Source organism: Vibrio sp. VPAP30 (genome assembly GCF_001188205.1).
GTDB classification, from domain to species: Bacteria; Pseudomonadota; Gammaproteobacteria; order Enterobacterales; family Vibrionaceae; genus Vibrio; species Vibrio bivalvicida.
In genome coordinates, this window is sequence record NZ_LBLS01000038.1 from 158,207 (window position 1) to 176,857 (window position 18,651).

Annotated in this window: 17 protein-coding genes; 16 read left to right on the forward strand and 1 reads right to left on the reverse strand. The window is 41.4% G+C overall.

All coding sequences use genetic code 11. The features are described 5' to 3' along the window. Window positions 1–76 precede the first annotated feature (76 nt). The 16 genes from ZX61_RS18480 to ZX61_RS18555 all read left to right on the forward strand — a co-directional run bounded on the left by ZX61_RS18480 (window position 77) and on the right by ZX61_RS18555 (window position 17,806). Entirely contained in the window at window positions 77–1,486 is a 1,410-nt protein-coding gene (locus ZX61_RS18480; RefSeq protein ID WP_049846071.1) for an undecaprenyl-phosphate glucose phosphotransferase, read from the forward strand. Window positions 1,487–1,495: 9 nt separating this feature from the next. Next, window positions 1,496–2,731: an outer membrane beta-barrel protein gene (locus ZX61_RS18485; RefSeq protein ID WP_049846072.1), complete on the forward strand. Its 1,236-nt coding sequence runs from the start codon at window positions 1,496–1,498 to the stop codon at window positions 2,729–2,731. A gap of 28 nt (window positions 2,732–2,759) precedes the next feature. Beyond that, window positions 2,760–3,290: a polysaccharide biosynthesis/export family protein gene (locus ZX61_RS18490; protein ID WP_049846073.1), complete on the forward strand. Its 531-nt coding sequence runs from the start codon at window positions 2,760–2,762 to the stop codon at window positions 3,288–3,290. A gap of 23 nt (window positions 3,291–3,313) precedes the next feature. Beyond that, a complete protein-coding gene (locus tag ZX61_RS18495; protein ID WP_049846074.1) occupies window positions 3,314–5,527 on the forward strand; it encodes a GumC family protein in 2,214 nt (737 codons plus the stop codon). A gap of 8 nt (window positions 5,528–5,535) precedes the next feature. Next, the gene (gene wecB, locus ZX61_RS18500; protein WP_049846075.1) at window positions 5,536–6,666 is read left to right on the forward strand and encodes a non-hydrolyzing UDP-N-acetylglucosamine 2-epimerase; all 1,131 of its coding nucleotides are present in this window, start codon (window positions 5,536–5,538) and stop codon (window positions 6,664–6,666) included. Between the two features lie 56 nt (window positions 6,667–6,722). Then, entirely contained in the window at window positions 6,723–7,970 is a 1,248-nt protein-coding gene (gene wecC, locus ZX61_RS18505) for a UDP-N-acetyl-D-mannosamine dehydrogenase (protein WP_049846076.1), read from the forward strand. Window positions 7,971–7,973: 3 nt separating this feature from the next. Further along, window positions 7,974–9,116, forward strand: coding sequence for a glycosyltransferase (locus ZX61_RS18510; protein WP_049846077.1), 1,143 nt, complete (start codon window positions 7,974–7,976; stop codon window positions 9,114–9,116). Further along, window positions 9,106–10,302, forward strand: a complete 1,197-nt coding sequence (locus tag ZX61_RS18515; RefSeq protein WP_049846078.1) for a lipopolysaccharide biosynthesis protein — start codon at window positions 9,106–9,108, stop codon at window positions 10,300–10,302. The genes ZX61_RS18510 and ZX61_RS18515 overlap by 11 nt, the downstream gene beginning before the upstream one ends. Next, on the forward strand, window positions 10,286–11,542 hold the full coding sequence (locus ZX61_RS18520; RefSeq protein WP_049846079.1) for an O-antigen ligase family protein: 1,257 nt from the start codon (window positions 10,286–10,288) through the stop codon (window positions 11,540–11,542). Before ZX61_RS18515 ends, ZX61_RS18520 begins: the two co-directional genes overlap by 17 nt. A gap of 94 nt (window positions 11,543–11,636) precedes the next feature. Then, window positions 11,637–12,836, forward strand: coding sequence for an aspartate-semialdehyde dehydrogenase (locus tag ZX61_RS18525; RefSeq protein WP_443083329.1), 1,200 nt, complete (start codon window positions 11,637–11,639; stop codon window positions 12,834–12,836). A 1-nt stretch (window position 12,837) separates the two neighbouring features. After that, window positions 12,838–13,584, forward strand: coding sequence for a WecB/TagA/CpsF family glycosyltransferase (locus ZX61_RS18530; protein ID WP_049846080.1), 747 nt, complete (start codon window positions 12,838–12,840; stop codon window positions 13,582–13,584). A 5-nt stretch (window positions 13,585–13,589) separates the two neighbouring features. Continuing rightward, window positions 13,590–14,234 (forward strand): hypothetical protein, encoded by a 645-nt coding sequence (locus ZX61_RS18535; RefSeq protein WP_049846081.1) that lies wholly within the window; start codon window positions 13,590–13,592, stop codon window positions 14,232–14,234. 49 nt (window positions 14,235–14,283) lie between these two features. After that, a complete protein-coding gene (locus ZX61_RS18540) occupies window positions 14,284–15,324 on the forward strand; it encodes an acyltransferase family protein (RefSeq protein WP_049846082.1) in 1,041 nt (346 codons plus the stop codon). A gap of 138 nt (window positions 15,325–15,462) precedes the next feature. After that, on the forward strand, window positions 15,463–15,894 hold the full coding sequence (locus ZX61_RS18545) for a hypothetical protein (protein ID WP_049846083.1): 432 nt from the start codon (window positions 15,463–15,465) through the stop codon (window positions 15,892–15,894). 57 nt (window positions 15,895–15,951) lie between these two features. After that, window positions 15,952–17,367 (forward strand): O-antigen ligase family protein, encoded by a 1,416-nt coding sequence (locus tag ZX61_RS18550; RefSeq protein ID WP_049846316.1) that lies wholly within the window; start codon window positions 15,952–15,954, stop codon window positions 17,365–17,367. Then, window positions 17,360–17,806, forward strand: a complete 447-nt coding sequence (locus tag ZX61_RS18555; RefSeq protein ID WP_049846084.1) for a low molecular weight protein-tyrosine-phosphatase — start codon at window positions 17,360–17,362, stop codon at window positions 17,804–17,806. Before ZX61_RS18550 ends, ZX61_RS18555 begins: the two co-directional genes overlap by 8 nt. Before the next feature lie 35 nt (window positions 17,807–17,841). Here the strand turns inward: ZX61_RS18555 and ZX61_RS18560 are convergent, their stop codons facing one another. Continuing rightward, complete coding sequence (locus ZX61_RS18560) at window positions 17,842–18,459, reverse strand: esterase/lipase family protein (RefSeq protein WP_049846085.1); 618 nt, start codon at window positions 18,457–18,459, stop codon at window positions 17,842–17,844. Window positions 18,460–18,651: the final 192 nt, after the last annotated feature.

Consider the following 18,651-nt stretch of genomic DNA (forward strand, 5'->3'; position numbering starts at 1 on the left):
CCATACGTAGAAATTAAATGTTTATTAACTCAATAACTCTAAGAGCTACGACTTAGAGGCGGTAGCGTACCTAAATATGGATATGACAACGCACAGTAAGGTTAAATTCGGTGAAAATGAATCAAGCGCTCTCTATCGAATGGTTGATGGAATTGTGATTGTTTCATTTCTTTTGGCGGTATCCACAATTTACCTAGGTGATTTCTCTAAGATTTATACTATTTCCGGACTATTGTCGGCTCTCTTGTTTGTATTTTTTGCCGAGCAATCAGGGCTGTATAGATATAATGGGGTGTTTGTTCAACGACACGAATTTAAGAACATTATTGGTGCTTGGCTGCAAACTTTACTTGTCCTTTTACTTTTCGCTTTTTTTACCAAATGGACGGAAGTGCATTCTAGAGTTGTGATAACTACATGGATGCTTGCGACGCCGCTCCTAATCATCTCAAGTAGATTAGCGGGAAACCAGCTTATTCGTTCGCATTATAAAAAGCACCAGTATAAGCAAAAGGCGATAATTGTTGGCGTGTCAAATGCTGGTATTCGCTTGGCGCATGACATTGCTAATGACAAGTCTTCTAGCCTTGATTTTGTTGGCTTTTATGATGATAGAGAACCAAGTCGTTTGGCTAAAGATGGCTTGAGTAAGCCGATATTAGGAACCATAAAAGATTCGGTCGAGAAAGCCAAGAAGCGCGAAGTTCGACACGTTTATATCGCTCTGCCTATGGGAGAAGTTAAGCGAGTAAAAGATGTGGTTAAAATGTTTTCTGATACTACTGCTCGAGTCTATTTGATACCGGATATTTATACTTATGAATTAATGCAAGCGCGTTGGAGAACCATTGGTAATAGTCCAACAATCAGCGTTCAAGATACTCCATTTTATGGACTGGCGAGTGTTGTGAAACGCATCGAAGATGTTGTGCTAGCGACTCTGATTGCGTTGTTAATTAGCCCGGTTTTATTGTTCGTAGCCATTGGTGTCAAGTTATCTGGGCCAGGGCCTATTATTTTCAAACAAATACGCTACGGATTAGATGGAGCGGCAATTAAGGTGTGGAAGTTTCGTTCTATGAATACGACCGATAACGGAAATGTTGTAAAACAAGCGACCAAAAATGATCCCAGAGTGACGAGGTTTGGCGCTTTTATTCGACGAACTTCTCTTGACGAACTGCCTCAGTTTATCAACGTAATTCAAGGAAGAATGTCTATCGTCGGACCAAGACCACATGCTGTTGCGCACAACGAAGAATATCGCCAAATTGTCGACAAATATATGTTGAGACATAAGGTTAAGCCCGGAATTACCGGATTGGCCCAAATTAGTGGCTATCGAGGTGAAACCGATACGCTTGAAAAAATGGAAAAACGCGTCGAGTACGATCTCAAATATATCCAAAACTGGAGCCTGTCATTAGATTTGAGAATCATATTTCTAACCATATTTAAAGGTTTTGTCGCAAAAACAGCATATTAAGGATTTTAGATGAAACTTAATAAATCAACAATCGCACTTTCACTGCTTACAAGTTGTGCCTGCTATGCTGCTCATGCGAATGAAGAGCGTGGCTATATTACTGAGTCGGGAATAAGAATCACACCGCTGTTTGAAAGTAGCCTCGAACACAATGATAACATCGGTCGTTTTTCTAGCAGTCAGAAGCCAGAGTCGTCAGGTGTTTTGGTATTGGAGCCAGGTATTGCTTTTGAGTCTGACCGTGGTGGCAACGAGCATCTGGTAGCATACCAGATTTCTTCAGGCACTTATTTTGATAGCAGTGACGACAATTTTTTAGATCACAAGTTTATTACCAACAACTTTATCAGGTTAAATTCTAAGCACGGCGTGTCTTTAAATTATAACTTGCTCTTGCTCCATGAGGAGAGGGGTACCGGACTGAGTGCGGGCGATTCACTTTCAACCGTAGTTACCGATCCGGTTGAGTATCTGATTAACGACATCAATAGTACTTATGTTTACGGTAGTGACGGTGCGAAAGGAAGGCTAGAGCTTTCATTGGGTTACTTGGATCGTAGTTATAAGAATTACCGTGACATCAGCAATCCAAACCTAGCTCAGTTGAGTACTAAATATAAAGATTTTGATGAAGTTAGTGGCGGTTCGGCATTTTACTATCGAGTGATGCCGGCGACTCAGGCCTTGTTTGAAATCGAGTTAGTCAAGCGCAACTATGATTTAGCTGACCCGGCGACAACCCGCTCTCAAGATAGCCTTGATCAATTCTATATGATTGGCTCCAAGTGGGATATGTCTGGAAAAACAACCGGTAAGCTTCGACTTGGTCTGCAAAACAAAGATTACGAAGATTCTCAAAAGGATCAGTTTACCGGATTTAGTTGGGACGTTGATTTGACTTGGAATCCACTGGAGCACTCGCAGGTGACGTTATTGGGTGGGCAGCGCGTTCGTGACCCTGAACAAGGACGAAACTATGTGAAAGACAAGTTTCTAACATCGGGCTGGAAGCACCATTGGAAAAGCAACTTTTACAGCGATATTGAACTCTTGCTACGAAATAGCGACTACTCAAGCTCAAACCGTGATGACGATTTTTATTCAAACAGATTAGCACTTGGTTACACCTTAAATGATATCACTGATTTAGTTCTAGGTTGGAAGTACGAGAGGGTCAACTCGACCATAAATGAAAACAGTTACAAACAGAACGTTTGGTATTTGTCTGTAAACCTAGTTCTGTAATTGCACCAAGATATTAAGGATATTTGAAATGAGGTTGAGCTTTCATACCTTGCTACTGTTAGCCACTGCATTGTTCAGTTTACAGGCAGTCGCTTTTCAAGGGACATACAAATTGGGTGCTGGGGACAAGATCCAAATCTCTGTTTATGGTGAAGATGATTTGTCTATAGATGAGCTGTACATAAATAATAGCGGTAGCTTTGACTACCCGTACCTAGGCCAACTCGAGGCGATTGGTAAAACTCCTGAACAGCTAAAACAAGAGATTTACATTGGATTGAAGGGTGATTACTTGATCTCGCCAAAAGTACGCGTCTCAGTCGTTGGTTTTAGAAGTATCTATGTCAATGGTGAAGTTAAAAAGCCCGGTGGTTACGAATACCAGCCAGGATTAACCGTTGATAAGGCCATTGCTTTGGCGGGTGGTTTTACGGATAGGGCTGCTCGGAACAAAGTATTCGTATCTAAGGCAGGCGATGATGAAACGAAGAATAAAGCCAAACTTTCCTCTTCCGTATTGCCTGGTGACATCATTGTCATCGAACAAAGTTTCTTTTAGCCCCGTTTAACATGGATTTAAAAATGAATTCCCAATCTGAGACTGTTCCACATTCTCAACTTCTAGACCTAGGCTACTACATACACTTGATTAAAACGAGGTGGTTGCCAATAGTGATTTTTGCAGTGCTTTGTAGTGCCATCACGGTACTCGTAGTGTTGTCGATCACACCAGTATACAAGGCGACCGCAACTTTGCTCATTGATTCGTCGACAAAAAAAGCGGTTTCCATTGAAGAAATCGTTGGTTTTGATACGAGTACAAAAGAGTACTATCAAACTCAGTTAGAGATACTCAAGTCTAACCAAGTCGCGCAACGAGTTATTGACAAGTTAGACTTGGCAAGTGTCGAGGAGTTTAACGCGTCATTACGACAGGTTGATCCCGGTCTTTTTTCTCAGCTTAAATCGGCGCTAAGTGAACTCACTGTTCTTAAAGCTTATCTGTCAGAGAAGGATAGGGAACAATCGGCCCAAATTGACGAAGAGCAACAGGTAAATCGAAAAGTTCTTAAAGCATTTAAAGCGAAGCTATCGATTGAACCTATTCGTAAAACCCAACTCGTTAAGATTAGCTTCGAGGCGGAAGATCCAAAGCTTGCAGCACAGATTGCCAATGAAGTAGGCCATGCGTTTATTGAGAACAATTTAGAGTCAAAGCTTCTCGCTACAGAACAAGCGACAAGTTGGATCAATTCGCGTCTGAGTGAACTAAAGAACAAGCTCGATGAATCTGAAACCAAATTGTTAGCGTTTCTAAAGCAGCAGGAGTTGATTGATGACAGTGGCATCGTAGCGTTAACCAGTTCAGAGTTGTCGAACTTAACTGATCGTATTGCAAAAGCGATAGAAAAACGTATAGAAACACAGTCTATCTATAGCGCCTTAAGAAAAAGCGAAAGTAAAGAGGTGGCAGCCTTAGCTTCTATACCATTGATTTCTAATCACCCCCAGATTCGCGATATTCGTCAAGCTGAATCAGAAGCCGTGAAACGGGTGAGTGAACTCTCTAAACGCTACGGACCTAAGCACGATAAAATGATCCAAGCGCAGGCTCAGCTGGAAACTATTTCACTTCGTGCAAATCGCGTGGTTGCCAAGTTGGTCAATGGTATTGAGAAAGAACTAGCAAGCGCGGTTAACCAAGAAATGTTGTTAAGAGAAGAGCTACTAGCCAAAAAAGATGAGTTTCAATCACTCAGTATCGTTAAGAGAGAATACGATGTTCTAAAGCGAGATGTTGATACCAACGCCAAGCTTTATGACTTGTTTCTAACGAGACAAAAAGAGGCTTCTGCAACCAGTGACTTCAGTTCTTCTAATGCTCGATTCAGCGACTATGCCCTTATACCGGAGTCACCAAGCAAACCAAATAGAAAACTGATCGTGGCACTTGCCTTTGCGCTGAGTTTGGGATTTGCACTTGTCGTGGTTATTGCCCAAGATGCTTTCAATAATACTATCGAATCATCGCGAGACTTTGAGAATAAACTCGGGTTGCTACCGACAGGTACTATTCCGAAGATCAAAGATAAGATGTATAAGAAGTCACCGCTCGACTCTAGTGTGTTTGGTAATAACAAGTTTGTTGTTTTCCAAGAATCTATTGACTCAATTCGTACTTCTTTAGTTTTGAGTCTGCACAACACGCAAAGAAAGCTCATCGCTGTTTCATCCTCTGTTCCAGGAGAAGGAAAGACCACAACTTCTGTGAATCTGGCGCTCTCTTTTTCTAAGTTAGAAAAGGTTCTTTTAATCGATTGTGACTTGAGAAAGCCTTCAATTGCTCAACGATTCAAATTAAACCCATCTACACCTGGGTTGGTTAATCACCTGCTGATGAATCACCCGCTTGAAGAGAGTATTACAAGTATTGAAGGAAGCAACTTAGATGTTATGAGTGCTGGTATGGTTGCTCCCGATCCTCAGGAGTTGTTAGGAAGCCAAGGCTTCGCAGAAATGATTCGAGATCTAGAAACTAAATATGACCGAATTATCATCGATACGCCGCCGATACTGCCAGTAAAAGACTCGTTTATTGTCGGAAAAATTACAGGGGGAATTATCTTAGTTCTTAAAGCGAATAGTACGACTAAGTCTGTTTACAAACATACGATGACGCTCTTTACCAAACACACAATTGCTATCGATGGAGTGGTGCTAAATCAAGTTCCAGCACCGAAAAAAGGGAAGCATACATATTCAGAGTACGCCACTTATGCGTATGGACAATCGTAGGGATGACAATGGATAAGAATATTAAGGTACTTTCAGTTTTTGGGACGCGTCCAGAAGCCATCAAGATGGCACCATTAGTCCATGAACTGGCTGGCGCAGAGGGGATCGATTCCAAAGTGTGTGTGACGGCGCAGCACAGAGAAATGCTTGATCAAGTCTTAGAACTTTTTGAAATCAAGCCCGATTTCGACCTAAATATTATGAAGCCAGGTCAGTCCCTCTACGAAGTAACGTCAAACATTATGTTAGGTTTAAAACCAATTTTGGAGTCTTTTAAGCCAGATATTGTGTTAGTTCATGGTGATACGGCAACAACCTTATCAACCAGCCTAGCAGCTTATTATCAGCAGATCGCGATTGGTCATGTAGAAGCAGGCCTGCGCACGCAGAACATATACTCCCCATGGCCAGAGGAAGGAAATCGCAAGTTAACGGGAGCGATATCTACGCTGCATTTCGCACCGACAAGAACTTCGTACAACAACTTGCGTAAAGAAAACATTGAACAAGGGATTCATATCACTGGTAACACCGTCGTTGATGCGCTACTTGCTGTTACTGAAAAGTTAGAGAGTGATCCGGAACTCTCTGTACTGTATGCAAATACCTTTGCGCAGATAGACAGCGATAAAAAAATGATCCTTGTAACCGGACATCGACGCGAGAGTTTTGGCAGTGGTTTTGAGAATATTTGCCAGGCATTGAAAGAGATCGCCAGTAAACATTCAAATAGTCAAATTGTCTATCCAGTGCATTTAAACCCAAATGTGAGAGAGCCAGTGAATCGACTGCTTTCAGGTGCAGATAACGTTGTTTTAATTGAGCCTCAAGACTATTTACCTTTCGTTTATCTGATGAACAAAGCACATATCATTCTGACGGATTCAGGCGGTATTCAAGAAGAAGCGCCTTCTCTAGGTAAGCCTGTACTGGTTATGAGAAACACCACAGAGCGTCCAGAAGCCGTAGAAGCAGGAACTGTTAAATTGGTCGGTACAGACAAAGATACCATTGTTCACGAGGTCGAAACGCTGCTGCTAAATGATGAGGCTTATCAGAAAATGAGTTTGGCGCATAATCCTTACGGTGACGGCAAGACAAGTAAGCGCATCGTTAACATCATCAAAGAACATTTTTAGCAGTTATTTCAATTTAGTTATTTTTCAAATTTTGGCATTTAGTTGAAGGGATTTTTATGTCTTTTAAAACAGTTTCTGTAATCGGGTTAGGTTATATCGGTTTGCCTACGGCAGCCGTCGTCGCATCACGAGGTATTAACGTTGTTGGTGTCGATGTTGACCAAAATGCTGTAGAGACTATCAATGCGGGCAATATCCATATTGTTGAGCCAGATTTAGATATTATCGTCAAAGGTGTTGTAGCTACTGGAAACTTAAGAGCAACGACTGCCCCAGAAAAAGCAGACGCCTTTATGGTAGCCGTACCAACGCCATTTCTACACAGTGATTGTGGTGATCATAAACCCGATCTGTCATATGTTGAATCGGCGGCACGCTCAATCGCTCCAGTTTTAGAAAAAGGCAACCTAGTTGTATTGGAATCGACTTCACCTGTTGGTGCGACAGAGAAGTTAGCCAACTGGCTCAAAGAAGCACGACCAGATCTTAGCTTTCCTCAAGATTGTGGTGATAGCGCAGATATCAAAATTGCCCATTGTCCAGAGCGGGTTCTACCGGGTTATGTTATTCAGGAACTAGTCTCTAATGATCGCGTCATTGGTGGTCTATCAGCAGCATGTAGTGAAAGGGCTTCTGAACTGTACCAAACGTTTGTTCGCGGAGAGTGCATCGTTACCAATGCTCGAACTGCCGAAATGGCCAAGTTGACAGAAAACTCTTTCCGAGACGTCAACATAGCGTTTGCCAATGAGCTTTCCATTATTTGTGAAAAGCTAAAAATTAATGTATGGGAATTGATCAAGCTATCTAACCGCCACCCAAGGGTTAATATTTTGAACCCTGGTCCGGGTGTCGGTGGTCACTGTATTGCCGTTGACCCTTGGTTTATTGTCGACAGTGCCCCTGATGACGCGAAACTCATTCGTCAGGCAAGGCTTGTGAATGATTCGAAGCCATTCCATGTCATAGAGCAAATTGAAAAATCTGCCGATGAGTTTAAACGCCCAGTTGTCGCTTGTTTGGGGCTAGCATTTAAAGCTGACATTGATGATCTGCGTGAAAGTCCAGCACTACAAATAGTTGAAGAGTTGACTCAACGTAACGTCGGTGAACTGTTGCTCGTAGAACCTAATATTGATGAGCTTCCAGAGAAATTGAAACAAAAAGATCTAGAGTTAACCTCATTTGAAAGCGCGATTGAACGAGCGAATATTGTTGTTGTTCTCGTTGATCACAAACAATTCAAATTGGCTGATAAAACAAGCTTTGCCAAAAAAGTGATTATCGATACACGAGGTCTATAAAGCATGGCTAAACTGAATAACTATGATGGTATTGTGTGTTTTGGCGGTGCTGACTGGTGGTATCACAACAAAGGCCACTTTGATATGAAGGTGATGCGAGAGCTGTCAAAAGAACAAAAGGTACTGTTTATCAATTCGGTAGGTATGCGTGTTCCTACATTAGGAAAAACTTCCAACATTGCTGATAAAATTAAGCGGAAATTGAAGAGCATTTCTCGAGGTTTTGTACAAGTTGAAGATAATTTTTACGTTTATTCACCAATCTATGTACCAGGAAAAATGCTTTCGTTTCTCTCTAATCTTTTCCTAAAGGCTCAAGTCGCATACATCACTAAAAAGTTGGGCATACGTCAGCCACTTATGTGGGTGGTAACGCCAACGATTTCAGATGCTATCGATCTAAAAAAAGACAATGTGGTTTACCAGCGTACGGACAAAAATGAAATGCTGGCGGATGGAGATACCCAGTTTATTAAGAAGAGTGTTGATAAACTGATCAAAGATTCGGGATTAGTCATCTATTGTTCGAAAGCGTTACAAAACGAAGAACATAAACTAGCAAAATCAACTTTACATGTCTCTCATGGGGTTGCTGATGTGTTTTTTGATCAACAGCTAAAGCAACGAGAAACCGAGCTAGCATCAACGACTAAACCAAAGATTATGTTTGTAGGGGCCATCGATTCTCACACGTTTGATATTGACCTTTTACTGTACTCAGCTAAGCAGATTCCGGATGCTGAATTTTTTCTAGTAGGAGAGGTCAGTATGGGAGAGCACTTTTCGAAACAGTCGATACCGAAAAATATTCACTTCCTTGGTAAAAAGAGCCAAGAAGAAGTGCCTGCTTACCTACATGCATGTGATGTACTGACTATGTACTGGCAGAAAAACGAGTGGATTAAGTTCTGTAGTCCAGTCAAGTTTAAAGAATATTTGACCGCTGGAAAACCAATTGTTTCAACGTTTTTCAATGGTTGGGATGAGTTTGGTACATCGAACATCGAAGTCACTAATGATTATGATGAATTTGTTGAGCACTTACGTACAGCTGTTATTAAAGGGGAATGCCAAAAGCTTAATATGGACAGAGAGCGCTGGTCTTACAAAGCAGGCTTGATCGCTGAGAAAATCAATGAAGCTTAAGGTCTTTACCGCTCTTGCGGATCAAATGTTTTACTCTGGGGGAACGTTTGTCTTCTTTGTGTTTTTGGCCAACGTGGCGAGCGAACATGTTCTGGGCGCATATTCCCTTTGTTTAGCCACGGTCATTTTCTTTCAGGGAATTCAAAGAAATTTGATTTCGATACCTTTATCGATTTCCAGTGATTTCACTGAATCGTTTGTGAGGTCTTTAAATCAGACCTCATTTTTCTCATCACTGATTATCGGCGTGATTAGTACGGTAATTGTTGTTGTTTTCTGCATTATGAATTCTCTTAGCGTTATTGAGTGGGCGACGTATTGCTTGGTATTGAGCTTGTCTTTGTGGGTCTATGAGTTTAAGAGAAGGCTATTATGGCGTAGAGGTGACTACCAGAACATTCTTAGGCTATGTATTACTAATGCGTCGTTACTATTCGTCTTGAGCTCGGCTCTATATGTTTTATCTCTCGACGTTATTTATGCCTACCCAGCTTCATTCATTATTGCTACGTTGTTGGTAAAGGCTGAAGTTAAAATAAGCTGGCGTTTCGATAGGCAGTTCGTAAGTAAACAACTCAAATTGCAGAAATATGAAATCTTGAGCGGGTTTGCTTTTGGTGGCTATAACAACTTATTAATTATCTCTTCAGGGTTTATTTTCGGTCCAGGATTGGTTGCATTGTTATCTGTTGCTCGAAACCTTCTTCAACCTGTACAAGTATTGATCAGTGCAGTGGACTCGTTTGATAAAGTGGACTCTTCAAAAAAGTACCATTCACAGGGTAAGTCAGCATTAATAAAGAGCTTGATGAAGTCGATGGCGATTGTTGGGCTGATTGCAATGCCATATATGACAGCTACGATTTTCTTCTCTGATGAAATAAACGAATTGCTGTATTCCGGGAAATACCAAGATTTGGTGCAAGTGCTCCTTCCGTTTTCTATTGCTTACGTATTCATGATATTTGGTCACTTTCTAGAGAACGCGTTATACATAACGAAAATGGCCAAACAAATGTTTATCAATCGGGTTGTGTGTGCACTGAGCGCTCAACTGTTTTTAGTTGCATCTATTAGTTACCTTGGTGTGTTCGCAATGCCGAGTTCGATGGCAATTGGCTGGCTCATTATCGTCGCACTTTCCTTACACAAAGTTATGGGAATAGATCGTGATCATCAGAATTAGCAATAAGTTCGTATTGGCAATATATATCTTGCTGATTGTTGCCACTGTTTCTACGTTTAGGAATAGAGGTGTCGAGTCCGAGGGTATGGACCTACAGTTGGTTATTAAAGCGTTTGTTTGGTTGTTCTGCGGTGCGATTAGCCTGTTCTTCGCATTAAGGATTAACTTGAGGCCAATGTCATTGCCTCAGTGGATGATTTTAATATATGCAGCTTTAATTCTGATTCAGTCACCAACTTCTCCAGCAGGAAGCTATTCGATAATGGCATCGCTTGTTTTTTGCATATTCGTGCTAACGAGCATCGTCATGTTTCGCCTGTTTGATTATCAGCAGGCAACGAATGCGTTCCTATTGGCCTCACTAGGGATCTGCATACTTTCCTTGATTTTCTATGTCGCCATTCCAAGTATTGCTCTTCAAGAGTACTGGAATGATATGGGGTATATCGAAGGGGTAAGGTTCAAAGGTATTGGGAGTAACGCCAATGCTATTGGCCAAGTTTCAGCGCTAAGTTTATTTCTACTATTGGTAGTAAAAGGACATGGCCGACCAGAACGAATAAAATATGTCTTGTTTACCGCTATTCTTGCTGTTCTTTTATTGTCGCAAAGTAGAACGTCAATGTTAGCGCTCATTTTGGCGACTAGTTACTACTTTTTGCACAGGCGCTATGCGTCTATCGTCTATTTGCTATTTATCGGTTTGACTTTAGCGACGACTATTTGGGCGACAGAAATTTACTTGAATATATTACCATCACTAACCAGAAGTGGAGGTCTTGAAGAGCTATTTACCTTTACTGGACGAACAATGATTTGGGAGGTTGTTACCGAATTGATCGCTGAAAAGCCGTGGCTTGGGTACGGGTATGCTGCATCAAAACAACTCCTTCCCCTTCATTTTGAAACAAGTTGGGGTTGGACGACAGTCAATAGCCACCAATTTATTCTGCAGCTTTTGTTGTCATCAGGTGTTATTGGTTCATTGCCTGTATTCATTATTCTAGCAATTCAAGTCTACTTTTTGGTTACTTTTAAATCAAAGTTAGCTTCTTCACTTTTTATTTTTATCCTCGTTACTGGAGCGTTGGAAAGTGGGGCGATTGGACCAATTCCCAACTATTTAACCCTCCTATGGTTAGTAACAATATCAATGTTATTTAAAGAGTATGAGCGAGAGAAAAGCACCACCGATCTTGATGTTAGGGGCTCATGTACGACTATCTTGCGGAGAAGCTGAGGTGTTTTTTATACAGGCACAAGTTTGTGATAGCCATTTTCGAATTAAATTCTCATTTCTGCATAGAAATGATTGGTAAACAAGGAAAGAAAAAGTGACGTTAGCAGAGGTCCGAAATAATGCTCTTGTGGTTAAACAACAAGTATTGTCAGAGTCAGTCTTAGATGAGTTTAGTGGTTATGACCCATTTGATGGATTGAATAGTCGTCTATTTGATGTTCTTCCTAGACTAAAGAAAGGATTGGTGGGTTTAGCTTGGATCCAGCTCTTTAAACGCTCTCCAATCAATTTTCGCCCTTTGGCGGGTGTTCCTAAAAAACGTAATCCGAAAGGGATAGGTTTGTTTATTCTGGGCATGCTTGAAGACTACAAAAGAACGAAAGAAACAAAGTATCTCGATTTAAGCGTAGAGCTTGGCGACTGGCTATTGACTCAAGAGTGCGATAAGCAGCAATGGAAACACAGTTGTTGGGGTTACCACTTCGACTGGAAAGCGAGAGCTTTCTACGTGCCCAAAGGTAAGCCAAACGTAATCACGACCGTTTATGTTTCTCAAGCTTTGTTAGAACTAGCCAGAATCCTTGATAAACAGGGGCTGAGTGGAAGTGAAAGATTCAAAGATCCTGCGCTTGATGCAGCGAATTTTATTGTGAACTCACTCTATACGGAGTCTGATCGACGTTGCTTCTTTGCCTATATCCCAGGAGAAACCGCGTTTGTGCATAATGCGAGCTTATGGGCTGCTGCTTGGGTGGCGACGGTTGCTAATGAAACTGATAACGATCATTACAAACAGCTTGCGTTAAAGGTTGCCAGACAATCTGCACGAGAACAGCGTTCAGATGGTTCTTGGGTCTATGGTGCAAGGCATCACCATCAGTTTATTGATGGCTTCCATACAGGGTACAACTTGGAAGCTCTCGACATTGTTCGACGTTGCCTAGCAACGGTGGAATTCGATGAAGTTATTGGTAAAGGGTTAGATTACTATCGCACCCATTTTTTTGAGCAAGATGGTTTAGCTAGGTATTACAACGATAATCCATATCCGCTCGATCCACATTCGGTTGCGCAGTCGATTATTACCTTTTCAAAGTTGTCTAAATCGAAGAGTGACGCTGAGTTGATCGGCAAGATCATAAAGTGGTCAGTCGAGCATTTGTATTTGCCAGGCAAAAAGCAATTTGTTTATCAAGTTAATAAAAAAGGCACTAACAAAATCAACTATATGCGTTGGACACAAGCGTGGATGTATTACTCATTTTCTTACTACTTAAATCAGGATGAACACTAATATGCAGCGAATTATGGTTATGAATAGCCCTATGGATTCTGGCACGATGACTGAAACCGTAGATTTGATAAAAAGCAGGATTAGTGACAAACAGTTTACTCAGCATGTTGTTGTTAATGTGGCCAAGATCGTCAACATGCGAAAAGACGAAGCGCTATCAGAAAGCGTCACCGAGTGCGATATCATTAATATAGACGGTATGGGTGTGGTTTGGGGCGCTCGTTTTCTTGGTCATCAAGTGCCAGAACGTGTGGCAGGGGTCGATCTTTTCCATTCACTTAATGCGATGGCCGAAGAGGAGTCATTTCCAGTGTTTTATCTTGGAGCAGAAGAGAGCATTGTTCAAGAGACAGCAGCTAGGATGCACAAGAAACATCCAGATCTCGCTATAGCAGGAACACACCATGGCTATTTTTGGGATGATGAAGAGAGTGTTGTGCAATTGATTAAGCAATCTGGAGCGAGACTGCTCTTTGTTGCAATTACATCCCCCAAGAAAGAGAACTTCATTAATAAGTGGAGAGATCAGTTAGGTGTCGACTTTGTTATGGGGGTAGGTGGTACTTTTGATGTTGTCGCTGGCAAGGTTAATCGCGCTCCTTCTTGGATGCAAAAGTACGGTCTAGAGTGGTTATACCGAGTAATCCAAGAACCTCGAAGAATGTGGAAGCGTTATTTGGTGACAAACTCGAAGTTTGCCTGGTTACTCCTAACGGAGAAATCAAAGCGATTGTTGGCCAATAAATAGCGTTTATGCACATTCTTCCTCTATTTATAGCGTTGATCTTAGTTATCTCCTCGTTATTCCAGTTGGTTCAGGTTGCATATACAAGCAGTCTGACTTATTCACTTTCACTGTACAGTGATGAAGCAAACTTCGAGTTTGATGAGCAACGTGTTGGTAACGAGAGGCTGTTGGTTGAGACGACTCTTTATCTGCCCAATGTTGGTGCTCATCAATATGAACTGGCTGCGAATATCTTAAGTTGGCATTCCTTTTTACGCTACCAAAACGCATCGCTTGAAGAGGTTAATCAGTACCTAATTGAGAGTATTCGGTCGAGACCGACTTGGTATGCTCCCTATTTGCAGATGTCTCGTTTCTCTGAAAAGCATTCTGTGCCAGCGGCGATAGAGTATCCGGAAAAATTGGCTATGCGATTTGGGCCATACATGAATGAGACGAAGTTAGTGCTGTATGACAAAAAATTCTCACAGTGGGAAATGCTTACCGAAGAGGAACAAATTGCGCTTACCGTAAATTTTTTGGCTAGCGCACAAAGCTACCGATTCCGCAGATCTTTAAAGGGTTTGCTCGAGTCGTCTAAGGGTGCTGAAAGAATGTGTAAGCTTCTGGCGTTTAACGCGATTGACCATTCGTCATGTCGCGAATCATAACTTGTCACTAGTATATCTACAGACAGGTTAGAATACAGGATTGTATATTGTGTGGATAAATTCGTTCAATAATTTCAGAGCTATCGCTATTGTGTTTATTGTGGCAGCTCATAGTTATGGAATATCAGGAGTACAAAGAACGGATTTCTTTGACTATTTTATAAGCAATATAATAGCAGGCGGAACCTCATTGTTTGTTTTTATTTCTGGATATCTTTTTTATGAAGTGTTTTATAAAAATTTCGACTATATCTCTTTTTTAAAGAAGAAGGCTAATAATGTTCTATTACCGTACTTGTTCCTAGGAATTGTACCGATATCGGTTTACTTGGTGTTTATTCAAGGTGAATTTAATGGCTATTTTGATGCAACACAACCGGGTTTGATACACGAATACCTTATTCCGTCGATAAAGTACTACGTCTCAGGTCGGTTCTTGCCAGCGTATTGGTATATTCCATTTATATTGATCACCTTTGTGTTGTCTCCTCTACATGTTCGCTATGCGAATTTATCATTGAGGTTACAAATTATTACCATTTTTAGTCTGTGTACAGTCGCCGTGTTAGTTCATCGGCCAGTAGAAAATGTCAATGTATTTCAAAGCTTATTTTACTTTTCTCCGGTCTATTTGATAGGGATTACGACTGCGATAAATAAAGAATATGTTTATAGCAGCTTGAAAGGGAAAGATGGTTTTTTGCTCGCTATTGTTGTGGGGCTTGCAGGGCTGCAAGCTAGTTTGGGATTATATGGCAACTTCCACAAACCAGCGTTTGTATATTCTGGTGTAGATATCGTGTTTATACAAAAAATCTTCATGTGTTTCTTTTTTATGATATTTTTACATAGATTCGAAAATTACTCCAATAAGCTTCTGTGTACATTGGCATCAACGAGCTTTTCGGTGTTTTTTATTCACCCATACATCATTCAAGCTTGGCCTAAACTCGGGCTTGGAAGTATCGGTCAGGGTTCTTGGTTAGTCTTTCTATTTACTGTTGTGATGATTTGTTCAATGTCGGTGGTTCTTGCAAAAACAGCAAAATTAATCTTTAAAAGACACAGTAGAATGGTTGTTGGTTATTGAAAATGAGACAATGAATTCTTAAAACTGATATTGTTATATTATTTTAGATTTAAATAGTAGTTAGTCATATCCATATTTAGTAGTCTCAGTTAGCATGTATATATTTCATAGTTTATAGCTTGAAACAAGGAAACTAAGATGAATTTCTTCTCACGACTCTTCGTTCCACTCGGGTTAGCTTTATCTTTGTCTGCGGTTGCTGCAGTAGAGGAGTCCGAGAGTACGGTACTTACAGATACTGATATTATGGGTGCTTACCAAGCAAATCCAGAAGATGTGTTACAAGTACTTCAATCGCTATTGGTAATAGATGGCATTGATACACAGCGAGTGCTTCAGACTGCTTTCGAACTGGCGCCAGAACTCGCCCAAGAAATTTCTGAAATTGCACGTGTTGCAGGAATTGCCAGCGAAGACGTTACTACCGCAGCGCTGCTTTCTGGAGTCGACCCTACTCAAATTGGTGACGCGACTGCGGCGGGTATTTCAAGTATTGCTTTATCTCCACCAGCGATACCTGCTGTCGGTAGCGATGGTGGCGGTGGTAGTGGCGTTATCTCTCCGAACTAATCAAGCAAGAGCTCAACATTGGTTGGGCTTTCTTTTGTCCTCAAAGATCAATCTCGCATGAAAAACTTAGAGAAGCTGGTTTTCTATTCGCTCCTTGTTTTAATCGTTTGGCTCCCTGTACCACTTGGTAGCAATAGGGCATGGGCTTGGTCCATCGCCCAGATCTGGATTGCTCTGCAAACGGTAGCTTTAATTGTTATCTATTGGCGAGCTTTACCTTGGAATTATATTAATAAATACAGTTGGTTGCTTATCCCTATTGGCTTGTTTCAGGTCTGGGTCGCGATCCAATCACTAGTCTTACCTAAAGAGTTAGTTGCTTTCTTGTCACAAAATGCCGCAGAAATATACTCTTTAGTGGGGGCAGACAACTACTCAATTAGCTTAGACCGAGGAATGACGACGGCGTCACTGTTGAAGGGCATTTCCTATTTTCTGCTTGTGTTTAATGCGACTCTGTTAGTCAACTCTGGAAACAGACTTAAATCAACTGCTTTGGCGATAGTAATTGCAGGAACCGGTCAGGCTTTCTACGCTGCCCTGGTTGTAAAACTAGGCATAACCGAAAGCCTTATCTGGGGATTACCTGAAAAAGAGATCGCAACGGGTTCATTTGTCTATAAAAACCACTTGGCTAATTATTTAATCATGTCGGCGGCTATGGGAGTGGGGCTGATCATTTCGCAGTTACACATCTCAGAGTCCGGTTCTTGGATAGTAAGATTTAAACGGATTCTTTCAAGTGTTATGAGTAGCAAAATGCTAATCAGGTTATCTCTTGTTATTATGGTGATCGCGTTGGTGCTGACACGTTCAAGAATGGGAAACGCGGCTTTTTTCGTTGCAATTACGGTTACAGGGTTGTTTGCACTCGCTTTTTACCGCAGCAAACCAAGGGCGTTAACTGTTCTAATAGTTAGTATTCTGTTGATTGATACGTTTGTTGTCGGCGCTTTATTTGGATTAGATAAGGTAAAGCAGCGCTTGGTAGAAACATCGGTAGAGTTAGAGTCTAGAGATCAAGTTGTAATGTGGAGTTTGGATATCATTAAAGACTATCCACTGACTGGCACAGGTTTGTCGACTTTTTACACCGTATTTCCCGGTTATAGCCATGCCAGCATAGGGTTTTATGATCACGCTCATAATGACTATGTTCAGTTTGCAGTCGAAGTGGGTGTGCCCGCTACGCTGATGTTGGGTTTAGTTGTTCTGTATGCTCTCTTCTTGTCGTTACAGACTGTATCGAAGCGTAACAGTCACACAATGAAAGGAATCGCATTTGGAAGTGCAATGGCAATCATAGGTGTGTTGATCCATATCTCGGTCGATTTTAACCTCCAGCCAATGGCGAATGCTGCAACGTTTATTATGATACTTTTCTTTTGTTTTGCTGCTTCGAATTTGCCTGCTCGAAATGAAAAAGCTTTTATTGCACAACGAATCCTGAGAGGGGAAGCTGAACATGTTTGATTCAATTCTATTAGTGTGTACGGCAAATATATGTCGCTCACCCATTGCAGAAGCGCTGTTTAGACACCACTTTCCAAATAAACGTATCTTCTCTGCAGGGACAAAAGTGGAAGCGTTGAATCTTATTGACGTGCCAGCTGATAAAGGCTCGATTCAAGCCACGAAATGGAATGGCTTAGACATCTCCGACCACCGCGCTACGCAGGTAACAAGTGAGCTATTAGAGAATAGCGATCTAATTTTGGTAATGGATGAAACCCAAAAAGAGTGCTTATCAAGATATTCTTCTGGTGTGAGAAGTAAGACCCTACTCATTGGTCAATGGATAAATATCGGTGAAGTCGCCGATCCCTATGGCAAAAGCGATGAAGCCTTTGACGTCTGTTTTCGCTGTTTAGAACAGGCGGTGCTCAGTTGGAAGAAGCGAATCCCTAGTTAGAGTTTCTGTTGCGATTCGGTTAACAGCGTGAATAGCTATTTTTTAAAACAGCTGTTCTGCACAAAATGGTGTACTTGTCCGGGCACTATAGATGAGTAGATCAAACTGGTATGGCTGCTTTTAATTTCAGTATGATCCGTCATGCCTTCGATTTTGGTTTCTTCAACCGTGACAGTACCGTCAGACACCATTTTGCTATCCATCAGTAATAACGCTCTCGCTCCAAGAGGTAGTGTCCCGGCAATACAGCCTAGTTTCTGGGGAAAAGACCAATCCCCTTCATGTTGAGCGAGACCAAAAGAGGGAGAGTTGCCCAAAATCGCGCTCATACCAAGCTCTTGAATTCGAGTGACAATCGATGCTCCTTGCATGGGAGAGCCAATAGTGACGACATGTGACACGACTTTTTCACTAGTCTGGCGTGACTGAAGGTAGTGCTTAATAATAAGCCCCCCTAAACTATGACCAACAAGGATATTGGGCATTGCGTCGGACAGCGCACTATCGATAGCTGAAAACACTTGCTGCTCGTCAATGGCTACGCTGTTGTAAGATAAGATCTTGGTGCGGTAGCCAAATTCTCTCAGCTTGTGGCTGAGTGGTTGCATCACCATGCCATGCATATAAAGCCCATGCAAGATAATGATTTTCATATGAATCTCCATAACAACGGATATAGAGAATCTAACCATTTTCGTCAGTAAAATCATCTTTTTTAACGCGATTATGTGTCGCTAAACCAGCGTATTTAAGTGACAGATTGATTCGATTAAATACTATTTAGATGTTCAATTCTTGCGCCTAACTAGTATTGTTGGTTGGTAATAGAGGAGAGTTGCGACCAA

What these genes read in the sequence shown, in the direction of transcription:
- ZX61_RS18515 (WP_049846078.1), top strand. Translation starts at nt 9,106, where the DNA reads ATGAAGCTTAAGGTCTTTACCGCTCTTGCGGATCAAATGTTTTACTCT.
- ZX61_RS18495 (WP_049846074.1), top strand. Translation starts at nt 3,314, where the DNA reads ATGAATTCCCAATCTGAGACTGTTCCACATTCTCAACTTCTAGACCTA.
- ZX61_RS18510 (WP_049846077.1), top strand. Translation starts at nt 7,974, where the DNA reads ATGGCTAAACTGAATAACTATGATGGTATTGTGTGTTTTGGCGGTGCT.
- ZX61_RS18545 (WP_049846083.1), top strand. Translation starts at nt 15,463, where the DNA reads ATGAATTTCTTCTCACGACTCTTCGTTCCACTCGGGTTAGCTTTATCT.
- ZX61_RS18530 (WP_049846080.1), top strand. Translation starts at nt 12,838, where the DNA reads ATGCAGCGAATTATGGTTATGAATAGCCCTATGGATTCTGGCACGATG.
- ZX61_RS18535 (WP_049846081.1), top strand. Translation starts at nt 13,590, where the DNA reads ATGCACATTCTTCCTCTATTTATAGCGTTGATCTTAGTTATCTCCTCG.
- wecB (WP_049846075.1), top strand. Translation starts at nt 5,536, where the DNA reads ATGGATAAGAATATTAAGGTACTTTCAGTTTTTGGGACGCGTCCAGAA.
- ZX61_RS18480 (WP_049846071.1), top strand. Translation starts at nt 77, where the DNA reads ATGGATATGACAACGCACAGTAAGGTTAAATTCGGTGAAAATGAATCA.
- wecC (WP_049846076.1), top strand. Translation starts at nt 6,723, where the DNA reads ATGTCTTTTAAAACAGTTTCTGTAATCGGGTTAGGTTATATCGGTTTG.
- ZX61_RS18560 (WP_049846085.1), bottom strand. Translation starts at nt 18,459, where the DNA reads ATGAAAATCATTATCTTGCATGGGCTTTATATGCATGGCATGGTGATG.
- ZX61_RS18485 (WP_049846072.1), top strand. Translation starts at nt 1,496, where the DNA reads ATGAAACTTAATAAATCAACAATCGCACTTTCACTGCTTACAAGTTGT.
- ZX61_RS18555 (WP_049846084.1), top strand. Translation starts at nt 17,360, where the DNA reads ATGTTTGATTCAATTCTATTAGTGTGTACGGCAAATATATGTCGCTCA.
- ZX61_RS18490 (WP_049846073.1), top strand. Translation starts at nt 2,760, where the DNA reads ATGAGGTTGAGCTTTCATACCTTGCTACTGTTAGCCACTGCATTGTTC.
- ZX61_RS18550 (WP_049846316.1), top strand. Translation starts at nt 15,952, where the DNA reads ATGAAAAACTTAGAGAAGCTGGTTTTCTATTCGCTCCTTGTTTTAATC.